This is a genomic window from Tamlana sp. 2_MG-2023, from assembly GCF_030548465.1.
Classification (GTDB): domain Bacteria; phylum Bacteroidota; class Bacteroidia; order Flavobacteriales; family Flavobacteriaceae; genus Pseudotamlana.
Genome location: NZ_JAUOSF010000016.1, coordinates 15,628 through 32,642, shown reverse-complemented (window position 1 = coordinate 32,642; position 17,015 = coordinate 15,628). Strand labels below are relative to the sequence as shown.

25 protein-coding genes are annotated in these 17,015 nt (G+C 31.5%); 2 read left to right on the top strand and 23 right to left on the bottom strand.

The window, feature by feature from the left end:
* Nucleotides 1–135 precede the first annotated feature (135 nt).
* The 23 genes from Q4566_RS15955 to Q4566_RS15845 form a co-directional block, all read right to left on the bottom strand.
* On the bottom strand, nucleotides 136–618 hold the full coding sequence (locus Q4566_RS15955) for a GyrI-like domain-containing protein (protein WP_303423368.1): 483 nt from the start codon (nucleotides 616–618) through the stop codon (nucleotides 136–138).
* Nucleotides 606–1,046, bottom strand: a complete 441-nt coding sequence (locus Q4566_RS15950) for an AraC family transcriptional regulator (RefSeq protein ID WP_303423366.1) — start codon at nucleotides 1,044–1,046, stop codon at nucleotides 606–608. The genes Q4566_RS15955 and Q4566_RS15950 overlap by 13 nt, the downstream gene beginning before the upstream one ends.
* Nucleotides 1,039–1,458, bottom strand: coding sequence for a YdeI family protein (locus Q4566_RS15945; RefSeq protein ID WP_303423364.1), 420 nt, complete (start codon nucleotides 1,456–1,458; stop codon nucleotides 1,039–1,041). Before Q4566_RS15945 ends, Q4566_RS15950 begins: the two co-directional genes overlap by 8 nt.
* Nucleotides 1,459–1,461: 3 nt before the next feature.
* Nucleotides 1,462–1,878, bottom strand: coding sequence for a VOC family protein (locus tag Q4566_RS15940; RefSeq protein ID WP_303423362.1), 417 nt, complete (start codon nucleotides 1,876–1,878; stop codon nucleotides 1,462–1,464).
* A gap of 82 nt (nucleotides 1,879–1,960) precedes the next feature.
* A complete protein-coding gene (locus tag Q4566_RS15935) occupies nucleotides 1,961–2,275 on the bottom strand; it encodes a hypothetical protein (RefSeq protein WP_303423360.1) in 315 nt (104 codons plus the stop codon).
* A gap of 378 nt (nucleotides 2,276–2,653) precedes the next feature.
* The gene (locus Q4566_RS15930; RefSeq protein WP_303423358.1) at nucleotides 2,654–3,787 is read right to left on the bottom strand and encodes an epoxide hydrolase family protein; all 1,134 of its coding nucleotides are present in this window, start codon (nucleotides 3,785–3,787) and stop codon (nucleotides 2,654–2,656) included.
* Nucleotides 3,788–3,880: 93 nt separating this feature from the next.
* The gene (locus Q4566_RS15925; RefSeq protein ID WP_303423356.1) at nucleotides 3,881–4,750 is read right to left on the bottom strand and encodes a DUF6597 domain-containing transcriptional factor; all 870 of its coding nucleotides are present in this window, start codon (nucleotides 4,748–4,750) and stop codon (nucleotides 3,881–3,883) included.
* A complete protein-coding gene (locus Q4566_RS15920; protein ID WP_303423354.1) occupies nucleotides 4,686–5,219 on the bottom strand; it encodes a YdeI/OmpD-associated family protein in 534 nt (177 codons plus the stop codon). The genes Q4566_RS15925 and Q4566_RS15920 overlap by 65 nt, the downstream gene beginning before the upstream one ends.
* Nucleotides 5,220–5,233: 14 nt before the next feature.
* Complete coding sequence (locus Q4566_RS15915) at nucleotides 5,234–5,980, bottom strand: YafY family protein (RefSeq protein WP_303423352.1); 747 nt, start codon at nucleotides 5,978–5,980, stop codon at nucleotides 5,234–5,236.
* Between the two features lie 12 nt (nucleotides 5,981–5,992).
* Complete coding sequence (locus Q4566_RS15910; protein WP_303423350.1) at nucleotides 5,993–6,232, bottom strand: hypothetical protein; 240 nt, start codon at nucleotides 6,230–6,232, stop codon at nucleotides 5,993–5,995.
* An 89-nt stretch (nucleotides 6,233–6,321) separates the two neighbouring features.
* Entirely contained in the window at nucleotides 6,322–6,678 is a 357-nt protein-coding gene (locus Q4566_RS15905) for a VOC family protein (protein WP_303423348.1), read from the bottom strand.
* Nucleotides 6,679–6,738: 60 nt separating this feature from the next.
* Entirely contained in the window at nucleotides 6,739–7,191 is a 453-nt protein-coding gene (locus tag Q4566_RS15900) for a DUF1569 domain-containing protein (RefSeq protein WP_303423346.1), read from the bottom strand.
* Nucleotides 7,192–7,193: 2 nt separating this feature from the next.
* Entirely contained in the window at nucleotides 7,194–7,571 is a 378-nt protein-coding gene (locus Q4566_RS15895; protein ID WP_303423343.1) for a nuclear transport factor 2 family protein, read from the bottom strand.
* Nucleotides 7,572–7,588: 17 nt separating this feature from the next.
* Complete coding sequence (locus tag Q4566_RS15890) at nucleotides 7,589–8,005, bottom strand: VOC family protein (protein WP_303423341.1); 417 nt, start codon at nucleotides 8,003–8,005, stop codon at nucleotides 7,589–7,591.
* Between the two features lie 24 nt (nucleotides 8,006–8,029).
* Nucleotides 8,030–8,437, bottom strand: a complete 408-nt coding sequence (locus Q4566_RS15885) for an ester cyclase (RefSeq protein ID WP_303423339.1) — start codon at nucleotides 8,435–8,437, stop codon at nucleotides 8,030–8,032.
* A 42-nt stretch (nucleotides 8,438–8,479) separates the two neighbouring features.
* The gene (locus tag Q4566_RS15880) at nucleotides 8,480–8,941 is read right to left on the bottom strand and encodes a DUF2703 domain-containing protein (protein WP_303423337.1); all 462 of its coding nucleotides are present in this window, start codon (nucleotides 8,939–8,941) and stop codon (nucleotides 8,480–8,482) included.
* A 72-nt stretch (nucleotides 8,942–9,013) separates the two neighbouring features.
* Entirely contained in the window at nucleotides 9,014–9,556 is a 543-nt protein-coding gene (locus tag Q4566_RS15875) for a sigma-70 family RNA polymerase sigma factor (protein WP_303423335.1), read from the bottom strand.
* 21 nt (nucleotides 9,557–9,577) lie between these two features.
* A complete protein-coding gene (locus tag Q4566_RS15870) occupies nucleotides 9,578–9,976 on the bottom strand; it encodes a VOC family protein (protein WP_303423333.1) in 399 nt (132 codons plus the stop codon).
* A gap of 22 nt (nucleotides 9,977–9,998) precedes the next feature.
* Nucleotides 9,999–10,394: an SRPBCC domain-containing protein gene (locus Q4566_RS15865; RefSeq protein ID WP_303423331.1), complete on the bottom strand. Its 396-nt coding sequence runs from the start codon at nucleotides 10,392–10,394 to the stop codon at nucleotides 9,999–10,001.
* 10 nt (nucleotides 10,395–10,404) lie between these two features.
* Nucleotides 10,405–10,788 (bottom strand): VOC family protein, encoded by a 384-nt coding sequence (locus tag Q4566_RS15860; RefSeq protein WP_303423329.1) that lies wholly within the window; start codon nucleotides 10,786–10,788, stop codon nucleotides 10,405–10,407.
* A gap of 160 nt (nucleotides 10,789–10,948) precedes the next feature.
* On the bottom strand, nucleotides 10,949–11,275 hold the full coding sequence (locus tag Q4566_RS15855; RefSeq protein ID WP_303423327.1) for a hypothetical protein: 327 nt from the start codon (nucleotides 11,273–11,275) through the stop codon (nucleotides 10,949–10,951).
* On the bottom strand, nucleotides 11,272–11,799 hold the full coding sequence (locus Q4566_RS15850; RefSeq protein ID WP_303423325.1) for a DinB family protein: 528 nt from the start codon (nucleotides 11,797–11,799) through the stop codon (nucleotides 11,272–11,274). The genes Q4566_RS15855 and Q4566_RS15850 overlap by 4 nt, the downstream gene beginning before the upstream one ends.
* A gap of 61 nt (nucleotides 11,800–11,860) precedes the next feature.
* Complete coding sequence (locus Q4566_RS15845; protein ID WP_303423323.1) at nucleotides 11,861–12,454, bottom strand: Crp/Fnr family transcriptional regulator; 594 nt, start codon at nucleotides 12,452–12,454, stop codon at nucleotides 11,861–11,863.
* 573 nt (nucleotides 12,455–13,027) lie between these two features.
* Here Q4566_RS15845 and Q4566_RS15840 point away from each other — a divergent pair.
* Together Q4566_RS15840 and Q4566_RS15835 are read left to right on the top strand one after the other, a co-directional pair.
* Nucleotides 13,028–14,887 (top strand): cytochrome-c peroxidase, encoded by a 1,860-nt coding sequence (locus Q4566_RS15840; protein WP_303423321.1) that lies wholly within the window; start codon nucleotides 13,028–13,030, stop codon nucleotides 14,885–14,887.
* 3 nt (nucleotides 14,888–14,890) lie between these two features.
* Nucleotides 14,891–16,891 (top strand): cytochrome-c peroxidase, encoded by a 2,001-nt coding sequence (locus Q4566_RS15835; RefSeq protein ID WP_303423319.1) that lies wholly within the window; start codon nucleotides 14,891–14,893, stop codon nucleotides 16,889–16,891.
* Nucleotides 16,892–17,015: the final 124 nt, after the last annotated feature.

Here is a 17,015-nt window from a genome sequence, read left to right as displayed (position 1 = left end):
TACATTTTTCAGTATCAGGAAATATGAAAAGCGGTTCGATTTCTTACCAAACCGCTTTGATTTAATATTTGTATTCTATCAACATTCAAAGAAGGTAGTATTGAATTAGTCGTAGAATTTTTTGCTCCTTTTGTATCATACTTTTTCTACAGGAATACAAAATTCTATGATAAAACTTCCATCTTTTGGTGCCTCTGGATAATTTTGATAAGGAATTTGGTCAATAGGGTGATAACCTGCTGAAGGAATTCCTTCGCCATATATCCAATTCCAGGCCTGACCGATTTCTTGAGGTTTAATCTTAAACTTAGCAATATAATACTTCCCTCCTGAAATTACAGTTTTCCCAATTTCACCATCTGTTTTGGTGTTTTCTGGAATGGTAATACAAACACTCATTCTTTGTTTTTCGTCAGGTGTCACATCCGGGTCATCATGATGAATTACTATTGATTCAGGATTATGTTTTAGTAAATCATTTTTGCCCGCCCATTCAAATAATTGACCAAATAGTTTTTCGTAAACTCCTGCACTTTGCTTATAAGAGCCCACGTGCTTTATATAAGCAATAGCTTTTTCTGGCATTGATTTAATGTTTGCTTCTACTAATTGTTCCATTTTGTTATATTTTTTAAGTTCAGAACAAAAGTATTTAGCTTTGAAAAAATTGTTTGACTAATATTGCTCTTTTGTATTTTCTGCTTTCTAAATGCAGTTGGTGAGGTTTTAAAATGATATGTAAATTGACGTGAAAAAACGGATAAATCATTAAAACCACTTTCATAAGCGATTTCAGTTATCGTTAGATTTGGTTTTAACCTTAATAAGATATTTGCTCTCTCTAGTTTTATTCTTTGAATAAATTCAAAAGGTGTTTCACCAACCATAGCATTAAATACTCTGGAAAAATGAAATTTTGAGAAATTAGAGGTTTTTGATAAATCGTCAAGATTAAACTCTGATTCAATGTTTTCGTCTATGTAGTCAAATACTTTATTAAGACGCTCTATATAGTGATTTCTATTTTTATCAATAGTACTACTCATCTAAGTTAAAATGTCTGCTGTCAACTAGATTATCTGTATAAGTTTCTTTCCATTTGCCTTTTTCTTTAGCAATTTCTATAAATTTTAGTCCGTTCTCAGTCATCAACCCTTGCTCAATCATTCGTTCAGCACGTTCAATATTCCTATCGCTCCAATTGCTCCTCTTTATATTTCGAGGCGTGAATGTCAAGTAATAACTTTCTTCATCACGTTTCTTGCAAAGGCTATCAATCCAACCGAAGCATACCGCTTCTTCAGTAGCTTCAATTAAATTTACACACTCTTTTTTACTATTCTTTTTATGAAGAATTAGCCAAACTGTTTTTTCTGTTTCACAGTTTTCACTTAACCACTTTCGCCACTCTTTTCTTGTTTTACAGTATATGGCTGGTTTTCCATCTTTCATTTCCATTTCCTATTCTCTTTTTTTTAAAGTTTCTAAATAGTGTTTATTGGTCATGATACCAAGAACGTTTCCAAATGGGTCGATTACAGAAGCTGTTACAAAAGCCATTTTTCCACCACTTCTGTCGATAATTGGTTCAAATAATTTAGCTCCTTTAGAAACCAGTAAATCGAGTGTTTTTTCTAATTCGTCAACGTGCCAATAGGCGATTGCTCCACCAACTTCTTTCGTTGAATTTTTCGGTGCATATTTACCGTCAATAATTCCAAGTTCGTGCTGATCATCTCCAAGTCGAAATTCCGAATAGCCTGGTACATTAAAATAAGGTTCCATTCCCAAAATTTCGCTGTACCATTTTTTTGCTACTTCGTGGTTGTCTGCATAAAAACTGATGGTGGCAAGTCCTCGTAATTTGATATTTTCCATTCCTATTTTTTTATAAATTAATTCTGGTTATTCAATTATTTTCGGTTTACTCAACTATCAATAGCGTCCTAAATGTTTTAATTTAATGTTTAAGTAAATCTTGTGAAGAAGCAACTAACTGCATTACTTCAATTTGCGGTAAAACTTCCAAACCGCTCTCATCCCGATGTTTTTGGAAAGAAAGAAATGAGGGAATCTGAAGCAAATGCTTTTGAATTCCCTCATTTTTATAATGTGATAGATGGACAAAGGTTTTTCCGTCTCCACATAAATAGGATACATATTGAAAGTCGTTTGTACTCAATTTTTTAAAATCAACCATAAACAAATTAATGTTTTCTTGGTTTTTCTGAACGAATTCAGGTTTTACGGTGTAAGTTACTTTTACGGTTATCATTTTGTTTGTTTTAAATCAATAGGTTCCTAAACGTTTTGATTTTGTGTGAGTTTTTTCTTACTCAAAAAGTGAATTATAAAATCATCATCGGCAAATAATTAATTCACTTAATCTTCATATTTTTATTTATTAGCCTCTGCGTATCAAGAGTCAATTTCCGAAACTTAATTGATAAAAACACTACCGAGTTATCCAAGGGTTTGTTTTCATTTTTACGAAACTCAACTTTTGTGTGTGCATTTATAACTGTTTTGTAATTTTCTTTTATAATGTTAGGATGATTGTATATTTTTTCGAAAAGGGATCTGAAATTATTTTTTTGTTTAAAAAACATAAAATATTGAGTTTCTATTATCTTAAAATTGGAGTGGGTAAACATTACACTTTATTGTAAAAAAGGTCTCTAAGTTCTTTAGTAAACAATTCAGGAACATCAAGAGCTGCAAAGTGACTACCTTGATCCAAAATATTAAATCGTTTAACATTTACTTTTCTTTCTACCCATTCTTTAGGAAAAGGAGCTTCTCCGGGAAACAAAGTTACGCCAGTAGGAACTTCAACTTTTTGTTCAGACTTTAAACCTTCTTGCCAAGAGGCATGACTTTCTTCCACATAGGTACGAATAGAGGAATTGATTGTTTGCGTAATCCAATAGATCATCACATTGGTGATGAGTTCGTCTTTAGAATAATGTTCGTCAAGGTTTTTGGGTTGTCCAGACCAAGCATGAAATTTTTCTACTATCCAAGCCGCTAAACCTACTGGAGAATCATTCAATCCATAACCTAAAGTTTGGGGTTTTGTAGATTGTATCATGTTGAAAGCACCTTCTCTAAAAAACCACTGTTGTATAAATTGTCCAAATTCCTGTTCTTCGGATGACATGGAAGCCCAATCTTCTTTGCCATTTGGGTAGCCCACATCAGTTAAATGAATTGCAGAAATTAAGGATGGATATTGGTTTGCTAAAGATTTGCTAATCGTTGAACCTATATCTCCACCAGCGGCAAAAAAAGTTTGGTAGCCTAAAACTTCTGTCATCAATTTCATCCATAACGTTGCCGTTTTATCACTGCTCTGTGGTTTTTTATCGGAGAAACCAAATCCAGGTATTGAAGGAACTATTACATCAAATGATTCGTTTTCATTTCCGCCATAACTCAACGGATCGGTGAGCATTGGAATTACCTTATGAAATCGATAAAAGCTATCTGGCCAACCGTGTGTTAGTAAAAGGGGTTTAGGATTTTTACCTTTTCCTTTCACATAAATAAAGTGGATAGATACGCCATCTATTTCCACCGTATACTGTGGCAATTCGTTAAGTATGGTTTCGTGTTTTCTCCAATCGTATTCATTTTGCCAATAAGAAACTAATTCTCTTAGATAAGTAGGATTGATTCCATAATTCCAATCGGCACTTTGGGGTTCATCAGTCCATCTAGTTTGTTTTAATCGTGTTGAAAGATCATTCAACACGTCTTGAGGTACTGCAATTTTGAAAGGTTTCATATATTTTCTATTTAATTTGTTTGATACAAAATTCAAACTATTACGATTCTTTTCATTGTAAAAAATTTACCTTTTAGTTTTAATATCAAAAAATCAGATAATTAATTGTAGGTCTTGTGGTTGTAATATCATATCGGGAACCAAACTATTTTCTTCTAATAGGATTTGAGATTTCTGATAATCGGTTGGTTTTGAACCTGAAAAATGACTAAAATCTTTGATTAAATGAGCTTGATCATGATAACCAAATTTTTCGACCAAAAAAAACCAGTCAATTTTTCCTTTTTGTATCTGAATTGCTTGTGTTAATTGGTTAAATCGGTCGATCCTTTGTAAATATTTTGGCGCAAAACCAGTTTGTTTTTTTAATACTTGAATAATATGCTTCTGTGAATAACCAGATTTATGCACTAACCAATTGATGTTTTTCTCTAAATTTTTTATTACAAAAGGAACAATATTATTTTCTCTGCTTTGACTAATAGTATACTTTTCAAAATATGTTTCCAGCACCAAAAATTTATTAAAGATTATTTTTGTATTTAAAAGCTGTTGGTACAAATCTCTAAATGAATTTCCTAAAACGGTTTCCGCTTCAATGCCATTTTGTTTTATTAACGATATTGGAATACCGGTAAGTTGGTAGAACCCACCAATAGTAAAACGAATACTTATAATTACAGAATTTGGATTGTTTTCATAAAGAATGGCCTGCTTTTGCATTCCTGAAATCCAAGCATGTTTTATTGCTTTTTTGTTCTTTAAGTTGGAATCCTCATAAATGGTGTTTGTTGTGTTTTCATTGAGCTCAATCACTAAATTTGTACTACCTTCTGGTAGTTCTTTAATGTAAGAATTAGAAGAATTCCCTCTTATATATACCATATGTTTGATAAAGCTATTTAGAGGTTCTTGAGGTATATAATGTTGTATATTGATCATTACTCCAACTTTTTTTTCCAATAAATGTACTTTTTCCTAACAAATATGTAATGGCTCTTTCTATTATTCTATCTCTACTTTCTTCGGTCTTCAATGAGGTAATGTAACGCACCATCTCTTTTTTCGCAGATGGAGACAAATTATCAAATTTTGATTTTGCTTCTAGGTTATTTTTTAATGCTTCTAAAAACTTAGGGTGTGGTGCTATTGTTCTATCTGAGGGATCAAACTCAATAGTAATATTAATTTCTTCTCCGATGCGTTTTGGTGAATTTTTTAGCATTGTTGTATTGATATAAAGTCGCCATAGCCCACTGTATTTTAGCAAGGTTTGAGTGTAGAGTTGTTTATTAACAGTTCCTTTGATTGGGATATGTCCTTTTGTTTTACCCGCTTGCACAAAAATTTCTTTTAAAATAGTTTCAGGGATTTGTACATATGGATTGATTCCTATCATTTCTATAATTGCTGTAAAGGAATGACTTTTCATTTTATATTAGAATATTAGTTGTTAGTATCCTTATGTGAATAATTTTCAGCTAAATATTTTTTCCGTTGGATTTCACCATATTCCTCCATTGTCATTTTGTGTGGAGTAAAATTTTCGGGTAAACTAATAATGGTTTTGATTCTATCTATTCTAAAGTTTCTAAATTCATTTCTCAATCTACACCAAGCTACTACAATCCAATCTTCTGAAAAACTATGGTAAATAGCAAAAGGTTCTATGTCTCGAGGAATGGGTTCTAAGTCAGTTTCTTTTTTATAGGTAATTTTTAAAACATTAAAATTTGTTAACCCACGTTGTACTACAGAAAGAAAATTACTTGTTTTTTCATTTTGCCAATTCTTTCCTATAAACGTTCTATTGGCTAAAAAATCGGCTTTTGATTTCTCTTCACTTCGCAATACTGCTTTTACTTTATCTATGGCATTATTAAATTCATTTATCAGAGATTCGTCTTTGGTTTTTGCCATCATCTTTTGGGCAAAAATGAGTGCATTTGCTTCCGTTTCGGTAAACATTACAGGAGGAATTTTGTATCCATCCATTAATGTATACCCTTTCCCCTCTACAGCCACAATAGGGACATTGGCTTGTTCTAAAGCCAATAAATCTCTATAAACAGTTCGTTTGCTAATATTAAACTCTTTAGATAATTGTGCTACAGATACGTATAAATTGGATTGTAATTTTAAATGAATGGCTGTTAAGCGGGAAAGTCTTGAAATATTGTCTGTATATGCCATTACAATAGTATTTTAAACGCTTAATATAGCAATTTCATCCGTTAGAATTTCAATTTCAAAATCCTGTTTTTGAACGATTTTTATAATAGCATCATTTTCTAATGCTTCGTTAAAAGTTTCGATTCTTAAAATATGATCACAATCCTCAAGATCAAAATTAACACCGTAATTAGGAAACTTATTTTTTATTTGTTTCTTTATAGCCTTTGCTTGTTTCTTTTTTAAGATATTAGTTTTATATACTTCTATCATTTTATAACCATTATTAATTTTATACAACAAAGAAAACTAGGAGTTGTGACAACCCTTTGACAGCCTTTTTTAATTATTTTTTAAAAAAATTAAACACAATGTGACAATAAATTGATTGTAGCTCCATTGGGATCTTTTACAAAAAATCGTCTTACGCCCCAACTTTCATTGGTTATTGGATATACGATTTCAATTTTATGCTTTTTGGCACGTTCAAGCCAGTTGTCTATGTCCGAAACTTCCATTGATAAAAATATTGCCGAGTTATCTAAAGGTTTGTTTTCGTTATTGCTGAAAATTGAAATTTGCGCAGTTGTGTTTTCTTTTGACACGAAAGTCAAGACCCAACCCAAATCCATCGCTAAGTCCATTCCTAAAAACTCAGTATAGAACTGCTTACTTTTCTCTATGTCGTTTGAATAAATATTTGGAACAATTCTTCGCATGATTACTTTGTTTTTCGTTGTATGAATTTGATTTTAGTGTTTTTTAAAATCTGATTAAGTTCAAACCCCAAATTGTCTTAAATGATGGTCTGTATGTTTGTAAACTAATATTCCTATTTGCTTTTTGGTCATTTTGCCAAAGAAATCGTGAATAAAATTTGGGTTATTATAATTTTCATAATTACCTAGCAAATCAATCCATTTCAATTTTTCCGACTCTAAATCGCCAACTTTGGCTTGTGGTTTAAATTGATCTGAGGTAGGGATATTTTTGTCAAATGGTTTGTCGTCTTTTATCATTCTTTTCATCGCTATTTTGCCGAATATTTTACCCATAAAAGCTTGCTTGTAAGTATGGTCTTCTGTTCCAAGTATCCATCCATTCCAATACGTATTGTGTTTTAGCATTTGGTAAACATTCATTTTACCCCATTGCCCTTTGTTTTCATTGTTTAGTTTCTCAATTCGACCGATTAACTGCGCTCTTGTATTTATATCAAAAATGGTTTTCATATTTATAATTTAATACAGTATGACGTTATTGCTTTTATTTTTTCGCCCTTTGCTCTTTGAAAGACATAAAAATCTGAAAATGCGTAATGCTCTCCGTTTACCATTACCATCATTCCATTGGCAGCTCCTTCTTTACCATGAGTTAGGATTTGGTCAATTCTCAATTCAGATGCTTTTACGGATTGCATTTTTTCTAATTCAGCCGTGAAAGCTTTTATTCCTTCAATTTTTTTATCCCCGATGACATTCCATACTATGTCGTCAGTTACTCCTTCGGTTAAGAACTCAACATTCCCTTCTGCAAAAGCGATATTAAATTGTTTTAAAAATTCCATTTTGGGTGAGTTACCGCAATTGGGACTAGCTATTATTTTGGTCATCTTTATCGTTTTTAAACTCACATATTATCATTATACAATAGGTTAAACTTATGCCCGTCTGGGTCGGTAAAAACACAAACATAAAAGCCATTATCATCATAAAAAGCTTTCCTGTCTTTATTAGAGTCGAATAAAATTTCACCGCCTGCCTTATTTATTTCAGTAACCCAATGGTTGTATTCTTCTTTGCTTTCTGCTGCCATAGAAAACATCACTTCATTGCCGTTTTTTAAATCAGCAGATTGACCTTCCAAACTTGATTCTAACTTTTCTTTTTTGAAGAAGTGAATCACAAAATTATCAGGGCCAAAAAAGAAACTGACCAAATCATCTGATGGACTTCCATTTAGCTGAAAGCCCAATGATTTAAAAAAATTTTTAGTTCGCTCTATGTTTTCTACACCAAGGTTTGCCCAAATTTGTTTTGTTTTCATACTATTTTATTTATCTACTACAGTTTAACCGTTAAAACTTTTCTCTAACAAATCTTTAGGAATTAAACCTAACTGCTGAAAAAACATCAACTTATCAGGCATTGCAATACTATTTATTACTTTACCATTCTTCAACAGATAAACACTTACCCCTTTAACTTTAATATTGTTTCCTGTAGATGCAATGTTCTTATAACCCCTTTTATGTGTTCCCGTCCAATTATAAAAAGTAACGATATTATCATTGTCTCCGTATATATTTTCTATTTCAAATAAAATATCTGGGAATGATTCAAAGAGTGTTTTATTTGCATCATTAAATTTTGAAAGATATTCATTATCGATATATTTGTTAGCTTTTCCTTTTTCCTTTCTGTTCAGAATTACATCATACATCTCCTTGATTATTTCTTTATTTTGTAATTGTTTCATCTCTTTGATTTGAATGAGTTATAAAAGTTAAATATTTTGTTTTTAACTACACCCACAGTCCGAACTTGTTACCTTTTCTTTGTTTAGGTATTGAAGAATGTATGTTGACATCTCCTTTTTTTCTAACTCTTTTTTTGGCTCAAAATATCCTTTTAACAAAACCTCTATCAACATTTCTTTTGTGGGTTCAGATGTTGTTAAGCCATTCCAAGTCCATTCTCGTTTTTCAGATTTATCGGTTGCGTGATTAGGGTAAAAATCAAGGTTACCCACTCTTATCGTTGGAGAAGCTACGATTTGTACTTTTTCAGCTTCCTCAATCGTCTTCACTGATGTTGATTTGAAAAAGATTTCGCAATCCAAATTATCAAATAGTTTTTGTACTTCCAGAATTGCAGAAACTAATTTGCCTTGAACTGTATCGCAAGCTGAACAAGAATTATTATCATTGCTAGGCATCTCTACTTGAATGAATTCTACTTTTAATACCTTTTTTGTTTCCATTTTCTTTTTGATTTAAATTAATATTTACCTCTAAGACTTTAGAAACATCAAAAAGACGCAATAATTTGTTTTTTATTTTAAACAACAGGTTTTGGTTATATGGTATGACAATAACTGATGCTCTGATGCTTCAATCTTACCACACTCTTCAAACTTTTCTTTTAACATTTTTCTTGCCCTTTGAATTCTTGACTTGGTTGCTGTTAAAGTTAAACCCAATTGTGCTGCGACTTCTTTTTGAGGTAATTCTTTAATATCCGAAAGGTATAATGGCAAAGCATATTTCTTTGGTAGTCTGTTCATAAAATTATGCAGCCATACAAAAATATTTTCATCATACGCTTGGTGATTAAGTAAGTCTAGACTCTCAAAGCTCACTTTTGATGTTGTTTGATTCGACTTTTTATAATAGTCAATAATGGTATTTTGAGTGATTTTGTAAAGCCAAGCTTTTATGTGTGTAACATTGTTTTTATGCGTACAATAGTTGGTTACTTTTATAAGTACCGATTGTACAATGTCATTAGCATCTTCTGTATTTGACACACGTTTTTGTACATAAGCTTTTAAATCCTTTTGGTAGGTTTCCCAAATGGTATAAATATCACATTTCATATTGTTTTTTTTATTTTAAATCTATCCCAAATTCAATTGCCAAGAAACCCCGAATCTATCCTCTACAAATGCAAATTGTTTGCTAAACCCATAATTATCTAAAGGCATTTTTACCTCTCCATTTTCTGAAAGTTTTGAGTGGAAATACTCAATTTCTTCTTGGGTTTCACATTCCACCCAGTTAGATACCGCTGGCGTAAAACCCCATTCGTGTTGAATAAAACTGTCGCTACAAATAAACTGTTTACCATTCAGTTCAAAAATGGCTTTTATAACTGTTCCTTCTTTACCAGGCCCCTCTTTTCCGTAGCGTTGTATTTCAATCACTTTTGAACTATCGAACAAGTCGATATAAAAATTCATCGCTTCTTCAGCGTTGTTTTTTTGAAATGTTAGAAAAGTGGTAATTTGTTGTTTCATAGACTTATCATTATAAATTGATTTAGTTTTCGCAATAATTTTTCAATCGAAATAAAAACATAGCCCAATTGTAATTACACCATCTGTAAAAGTCGGTTCTTTCTCGCCAATTAAAGTGTTTAAGAATAACAGTTGTTTTATTATCTTTCTCAGTAAGTTCAAAAGACACTTTGGTACCTACCCATTCTTCATCTGAAGCGATGCATTCCCAAACGATTTTACTGTTTTCTACAAGTTTAAGAATCTTAAATTTCGTAATATAGCCTTCATCAAATTCAAATTCATTGATAAAATCAACTTCAGGTTTCACTTTAAGCTTTTTTGTCCAAACGTTTCCTAACCCTTTTTCAGTAGTTAAAGTATTATAAACAACACCGATTGGAGCTTTGATGTAGTTGACATGTTCTATGCTTTCCATAATCATCAATTTAATTCAACGAATGAAAACCTATTGAGTTCCCTTCTGTATCTTTGATAATGGAAATAAAACCGTGTTCTCCTATAGCCATTTTTGGTTGAATAGTTTCAGCTCCATTTTCAACAGCTCTATTTTCTAATACTTTACAATCCTCACAACCAAAATAAACAAGACTACCGTTAGTAGAAGGTTTAACCGCTTTCATTTTCACTAAAGCACCAGCTGCACCATAATTTTCCATATCGCTTGGAAAACATTTCATTTGAATAGAATTATTTGTTGGATCGCCCATATCTTCCAATGTTGTTTGAAGTACTTTTTCGTAAAAAGTTGTAGCTCTATCCATATCGTTTACATAGATTTCGAACCATACCACAGGATTATTTTTTTTCATCTTTTGAATCTTTTAAAGAGTTAGTTTAACAAAAGTGAAAAAAGTAAAGCAATAAAATCTTGTCTTATGGCAAGTTCTCGGTTTAAATTAGGACTTGTTTCTCAATCTATTTAAAGTAGGTCGGCAATTACTTTAGTTTTGTGTTATGATTCTATTGCTCTTAAATGTTTCCGTAATACACCTTAACATTAATAATTCTCCCACCTAAGATTTTAAAATATTCTGCATTTTCAATTTCACGTTTATCATACAATATTGCTTTATAGCTTAGAAAAGCTTCATTCGTATTTTCTATGAACTTCAAGATTTGATACTGTTCAACACTTTTGTTAAATCCCCAACACTTTTCCAAATATGAAGATTTATCCAATTTGTTGTCATGAGGACTACTGATTTCAAATCTGTTATCAAGAATGTTTTCTAATGTTTCTTTATCACTTTTTTCATAACAAGAAAAATAAGTTTGAATTATATCTTGAATTTTCATTTCGATTGTACCTCTTTAATAGTATTTAACCCGATTATATTCTCTAATTGATAAACGTGTCTTTGGGTGTGATAGATATTGAACCAAATCCATTCAAACCTTGTGAATTCGCCATATTCTGGAATTGAAAAATCAATACAGGTTGCAGATAAATCTTTGATTTTTATAACTTCTTTAATTTGCCCAATTCTATCTTCTAAGTCCTTGATTAAATCTTTTTTGATGATTTTTTCCGTAAATGGCAAAATTTCCTGTGGCGAATCCATTTTGATAGAATTATCCAAAAACAGGGTTTTAATAGGTTCTAATTTTTGGTCAATTGGTCGATTTGTTTTTCTTGTTTTGCCCTTCAATGTCTCAACAGAAGCATACGATTTTAAAAGGTGTTCTCCTAATTGACCTGCTGACCATCCTTTTTTTGGATAAATGTTTATTTGCTCTTCTGATAAGGTGATAAGTGTTTTTAATAACCTTAAAGTTGTTTTATCAAATTCATTAAATGTTTTTTGTTTAATATCAGTCATATCTCCTTCTAAATAAGTGTTATTAACAAATTTCCAAAAAAGAAGTCAATAAAATCTTATCTTATGGCAAGTTCTCGGTTTGAGATAATATTTCTTTTCTTATCCTACTTAAAGAGGTATCCGTAATTCCTAAATAAGTAGCAATGTATTTTAAGGGGATTTCTTTGATTATTTGTGGGTTCTGATTCATTAGTTCTAAATAACGTTGGGAAGCACTTTGTGTATGCATAGTAACGGCACGGTGTTTTGCCATAAAAAGTTGATGAGACATCCAGCTGCGACCCCATTCTGTAAAACCATCTATAGTGCTATACAGGTTTTGAAAATTATTAAAATCAATTTTATAGACTTCGCAATCCGTTAAAGCTTGGATGTTTTCTTTTGAAGGTGTACGAAGAAATAATGAAGCTACTTCGATTAAAATCTCGTTGGGTCCAAAAAAATCAGTAGTAATTTCATGACCTTTATAATCGATAACATACGAGCGAAACAAGCCTTTTTTAATCAAATAATATTCATTGCTTATTTTACCTTCTTTAAGGATGGTGTCATTTTTACGAAACTCAACTTTAGTATGTGCATCTATAATCGTTTTATAGTCTTCTTTTTTAATATTAGGATGATTGTATATTTTTTCGAAAAAGGAATCTGACATTGTTCTTTATTTTGTATAAAGCTAAGCAAAAAGAGGAACATAAATGCCTAAACGACGAGCTGTTAAATCTTCGGATTCTGTGAAAGTTACATTGTTCATGTCAATTCCATTTGGGGCGATACAAAATGTCTGTCCCCTAATCTTTATTTATTATTTCAACTTCATACGATGCCCTTTTCAAGTCATGTTGAAATTAAGAGTATCAGACCAATTAATAAAAGTCCAAAATTTCTTTGTAAAATCAAAGATCAACTCAATATTTATGAGAGTAATAATAAAATTGAAGACTCTCTAGTGCAAAAATTATATTGATTGGAAGTATATCTATCATTGTTGGAAAAATATCCATGGTTCCAGTTGCTGTTTTTTTGGGTAATTAGTAACATTCCACCATGTGTCGCAACCTACGCTACTAAAGATTTAAAATAATAAATTACGAAGTATAAAAATAATATTAGAATTTTAAATCTAGGAAAATAGTAAAACTCATTTTTTTATAAAGATTTCTTAACCTAAGGTTGATAGCCCATTATTATTGCGCATATACCTTTGTTGGTTTATAAAATTAAATGAATGTTTAAATCTATAGGGTTTTTAAGAATTTTTATGGTAACGGGTGGTGTTATACTCCTTGGAATTCTTCTTTCGTTCAATTCTCAAAAGGATGAGCTCTTGCAAAGTGATGATTTTGTTAGGAACGAACTGCTTAAAACCTATAAGGTTTTCTCTGAAATGGAGGCTATTTCAGAAATGTATTTAAGCGGAACTGTTACTATTGAAGATTTGAAAAAAGCTGTCTCTAAGTCGAGATTACAGTACAAAAGGATTGAGTTCTATTTAGCATATCACTATCCTGAATATATTAAAAAACACATTAACGGTGCGCCATTATTACGTTTAGAGTTTGAAAATTCTACTTCAATATTAGAGCCCGAAGGGCTACAAGTTTTGGATGAATTAGTCTATTCAGAGGAGGTTTTAAAAAATGTCCCTTTAATTTATGACCTTAACAAACGATTAAAAAGTAAATATTTAACATTATTTGATCGCCTCTATAACGACCCCATTAAAAAAAAGAACAGCATAGATGTTATGCGTTTGCAATTGGTAAGGCTTTACACGCTAGGGCTTACAGGTTTTGATACACCAGGGTCTCTAAATGCTATAGAAGAAACAAAAGCTTCATTAGAGGCTATGCAGTCTTATTTTAAAAGTTTGTATTTGCCTCAACAATCAGTAGATAACTATATCACATGTATAACGCTTTTTAGTTCATCCATCAAATTCTTAAATGGTAAGAACGATTTTGAAAATTTTGACAGATTACAATTTCTAAAAGACTATATGGATCCTTTATATAAGGAGTTGAAATATTTTCAGGCAGAAAATTTAGACAAAAATTTAGAACAGATAAGTGGGTGGAATAGATCCAGTGAATCTATTTTTGATGTTAACTTTTTAAACCCTTACAGTTATACAGAACTGACAAAGAGTGAAGATAGTGAAGCATTAAAAAATCTTGGAGAAAAACTTTTTTATGATGCAGGTATTAGTGGCCAAAATAATATGAGTTGTGCGAGTTGCCATCAGCCTGATAAAGCATTTACGGATGGGCTTCCAAAATCATTGAGTAGTATTCAAGGAAAAACAGTTTTAAGAAATTCACCAACACTACTAAATGCCGTTTATGCCGATCGCTATTTTTATGATTTAAGAGCTTATTCCTTAGAGCAACAAGCTGAGCATGTTATTTTTAACCCTTCAGAATTCAATACGGGGTATAGTTCTATTTTAGAGAAATTGAAAACAGAAGACAATGGATATCAAAAAGATTTTGAAAATATTTTTGGAAAAAAAGGTATTACACGTCAAAATCTTTCTAAAGCATTGGCATCGTATATAGTGTCCTTAAGTGCTTTTAATAGTGAATTCGATAAATATATTAGAGGTGAAACTGAAAATATATCAGAAAGAGTTAAGCAAGGCTTTAATTTATTTATGGGGAAAGCCAATTGTGCTACTTGTCATTTTGCACCAACATTTTCTGGTCTTGTACCACCTTTTTATAATGAAAATGAAAGTGAAATTCTTGGTGTCTTAATTGAAGAAAACGTGCCTGAAAAGGGTGTCGATACCGATAGAGGTAGGGTTCTTAACGGCATTTATAAGGAAGAAGCTTGGATTTATGAGAAATCCTTTAAAACAACTACAGTTAGAAACACTATGTACACAGCGCCATTTTTTCACAATGGTGCCTATACTTCATTAGAAGAGGTTGTAGAATTTTATAATCAAGGAGGAGGTGCTGGATTGGGACTAGAGGTAGTAAATCAGACCTTGCCATCGGCTCCTTTGTTGTTAACAGATCAAGAAAAAGAAAATTTAGTGCTATTTATGAAGGCATTGAGTGATAATCCTGCTGCTTTAAAATAAAAGATGAAGTTCTCTTTTAAAATGTTGCAAAAACCGCTTTGTTTCCTAATTATACTAGGAGGTATAGGTTTTGGACTGCTTGGGTATGCTGATGAAGGGTATAACACCGATGAAGTAAATGATTCCGATCCTTATTACAAGGCTTTTATCGATTCGGAATTAAAAAAAATAGAACAGCAAATTGATGTTTTAAATGCAGCTGCTATAAACTTAGAGGCATCTAAGGAATCAATTAATAACGTTCGAGAGCAAATCCTTAGCACTAGAAAAGCCTTTAAACGGGTAGAGGGCGTCTTGACGTATTATTTCCCTGAACATATTAACGCGTATATCAACGGAGCCCCATTAGATCATGTGTCTCCGCTATCCACGAGTCGGGATTTTGAAAGAGGAAATTACTATCTGGGATCTATAGAAAATTATAAAACTTCTTTACCACTAGATATGTTAGAAGCAGGGCACTACAGTGGTGAGAAATTCAGCATATTGGCACCTGTTGGTTTGCAACGTATTGACGAATTACTGTTTTCAGAAGAAGCATTTACAGCTAAAGAGGAATTATTAAAACTCACTTCACAACTTAAAACTACTTTTAAAATATTAAAACAAACAATCACATTAAGAAAGTATTATTTTAATTTCGAAATTATTGAGGCCTCTAGATTAGAACTAATTCGAGTATTAAGTAGAGGTATTACAGGTTTTGATACCCCAGGTTCTCTAAATGCCATAGAGGAAGCCTCTTTTTCTTTATTTGGGGTAGAAGAAATATTATATCCCTTAATTAATTCAAGTAACAGGCATAAGGTGTCTATTGAAAAATTATTTAAAGACGCACAACGATTTCTTAACAAACATCAGGATTTTGAAACATTCGACAGATTGGTTTTTATAAAATCGTATTTAAATCCAATTTATAAAGAACTATTATTTCTGCAACAGGAATTAGATATACCGACTTCTGCAGAAAAATTTAATGAGACACCATCGTGGAATGCTTTAAGTGAAAATATTTTTTCTAACGATTTTTTGAATCCTTATTATTATAGTCTTCTAAAAAAAGAAGAAGATAGTCCTGAATTAAGACGGTTAGGAGAAAAATTATTTTTTGATAAAACCTTAAGTAATAATAATAGAATAAGTTGTGCATCTTGTCATGTTCCAAGCCTTGCCTATGCAGACGGCGAAAAAACATCCAAATCAGGTATTGTTGGGCAATGGTTAGACAGAAACTCGCCAACTTTAATAAATGCTGTTTTTTCAGATAGATATTTTTATGATTTAAGAGCATTTGATTTGGAAAACCAAGCAGAGCATGTTATTGATAATCATTTAGAGTTTAATACCAGCATTACAGATATTGTAAATAAATTAAATGCAGATAAAGTATATCGAGATGGATTTAAAGATATTTATAATTCAGAATTCATAAATAGATATCAATTTTCATCAGCTTTAGCGTCCTACGTTATATCCTTAAGGTCTTTTAATAGTGATTTTGATAAATATATACGTGGTGAAAGTTCTAATCTTAATGACGATGCAAAAAGAGGTTTTAACTTGTTTATGGGTAAGGCAAACTGTGCAACCTGCCATTTTGCTCCAACCTTTAGTGGGTTAATTCCTCCATTATATCAAGAAAATGAAAGTGAAGTATTAGGTGTTTTACAAGACCCTGGAACCTTTATTGTGGATTCAGATTCTGGGCGATTAGAGAATGGTTTAAGTAGAGATCGTTATCAAATTTTTAACAAATCATTTAAAACAACTACAATTCGAAATGCGGCATTAACTGCTCCATATTTTCACAATGGCGCTTATAATACATTAGAAGAGGTGTTAGAGTTTTATAACCTGGGTGGTGCGCAGGGCATAGGTCTAGCTTATGAGGTTCCAAATCAAACATTATCGCCAGATCCATTGAATTTAACTCAAGATGAAATACAAGATGTTATAGCTTTTATTAATTCTTTAAATGATGTTCCTCAAGAAGGAGCTTACTAATTGTTTTATTGTAAATTAATCATTAAGAGAACTTAAATCTACCTTAATCTAGTCTTTATGTTTTTTAATTAGGCGGAAGTGTAAGTTGTTGTTTCATAGTTGTTTGTAGTTTTTGTCTACTTTG

Coding starts and splice junctions, on each gene's coding strand:
- Q4566_RS15955 (WP_303423368.1), bottom strand. CDS start 618: ATGGAACAATTAGTAGAAGCAAACATTAAATCAATGCCAGAAAAAGCT.
- Q4566_RS15950 (WP_303423366.1), bottom strand. CDS start 1,046: ATGAGTAGTACTATTGATAAAAATAGAAATCACTATATAGAGCGTCTT.
- Q4566_RS15945 (WP_303423364.1), bottom strand. CDS start 1,458: ATGGAAATGAAAGATGGAAAACCAGCCATATACTGTAAAACAAGAAAA.
- Q4566_RS15940 (WP_303423362.1), bottom strand. CDS start 1,878: ATGGAAAATATCAAATTACGAGGACTTGCCACCATCAGTTTTTATGCA.
- Q4566_RS15935 (WP_303423360.1), bottom strand. CDS start 2,275: ATGATAACCGTAAAAGTAACTTACACCGTAAAACCTGAATTCGTTCAG.
- Q4566_RS15930 (WP_303423358.1), bottom strand. CDS start 3,787: ATGAAACCTTTCAAAATTGCAGTACCTCAAGACGTGTTGAATGATCTT.
- Q4566_RS15920 (WP_303423354.1), bottom strand. CDS start 5,219: ATGAAAAGTCATTCCTTTACAGCAATTATAGAAATGATAGGAATCAAT.
- Q4566_RS15915 (WP_303423352.1), bottom strand. CDS start 5,980: ATGGCATATACAGACAATATTTCAAGACTTTCCCGCTTAACAGCCATT.
- Q4566_RS15910 (WP_303423350.1), bottom strand. CDS start 6,232: ATGATAGAAGTATATAAAACTAATATCTTAAAAAAGAAACAAGCAAAG.
- Q4566_RS15905 (WP_303423348.1), bottom strand. CDS start 6,678: ATGCGAAGAATTGTTCCAAATATTTATTCAAACGACATAGAGAAAAGT.
- Q4566_RS15900 (WP_303423346.1), bottom strand. CDS start 7,191: ATGAAAACCATTTTTGATATAAATACAAGAGCGCAGTTAATCGGTCGA.
- Q4566_RS15895 (WP_303423343.1), bottom strand. CDS start 7,571: ATGACCAAAATAATAGCTAGTCCCAATTGCGGTAACTCACCCAAAATG.
- Q4566_RS15890 (WP_303423341.1), bottom strand. CDS start 8,005: ATGAAAACAAAACAAATTTGGGCAAACCTTGGTGTAGAAAACATAGAG.
- Q4566_RS15885 (WP_303423339.1), bottom strand. CDS start 8,437: ATGAAACAATTACAAAATAAAGAAATAATCAAGGAGATGTATGATGTA.
- Q4566_RS15880 (WP_303423337.1), bottom strand. CDS start 8,941: ATGGAAACAAAAAAGGTATTAAAAGTAGAATTCATTCAAGTAGAGATG.
- Q4566_RS15875 (WP_303423335.1), bottom strand. CDS start 9,556: ATGAAATGTGATATTTATACCATTTGGGAAACCTACCAAAAGGATTTA.
- Q4566_RS15870 (WP_303423333.1), bottom strand. CDS start 9,976: ATGAAACAACAAATTACCACTTTTCTAACATTTCAAAAAAACAACGCT.
- Q4566_RS15865 (WP_303423331.1), bottom strand. CDS start 10,394: ATGGAAAGCATAGAACATGTCAACTACATCAAAGCTCCAATCGGTGTT.
- Q4566_RS15860 (WP_303423329.1), bottom strand. CDS start 10,788: ATGAAAAAAAATAATCCTGTGGTATGGTTCGAAATCTATGTAAACGAT.
- Q4566_RS15855 (WP_303423327.1), bottom strand. CDS start 11,275: ATGAAAATTCAAGATATAATTCAAACTTATTTTTCTTGTTATGAAAAA.
- Q4566_RS15850 (WP_303423325.1), bottom strand. CDS start 11,799: ATGACTGATATTAAACAAAAAACATTTAATGAATTTGATAAAACAACT.
- Q4566_RS15845 (WP_303423323.1), bottom strand. CDS start 12,454: ATGTCAGATTCCTTTTTCGAAAAAATATACAATCATCCTAATATTAAA.
- Q4566_RS15840 (WP_303423321.1), top strand. CDS start 13,028: ATGTTTAAATCTATAGGGTTTTTAAGAATTTTTATGGTAACGGGTGGT.
- Q4566_RS15835 (WP_303423319.1), top strand. CDS start 14,891: ATGAAGTTCTCTTTTAAAATGTTGCAAAAACCGCTTTGTTTCCTAATT.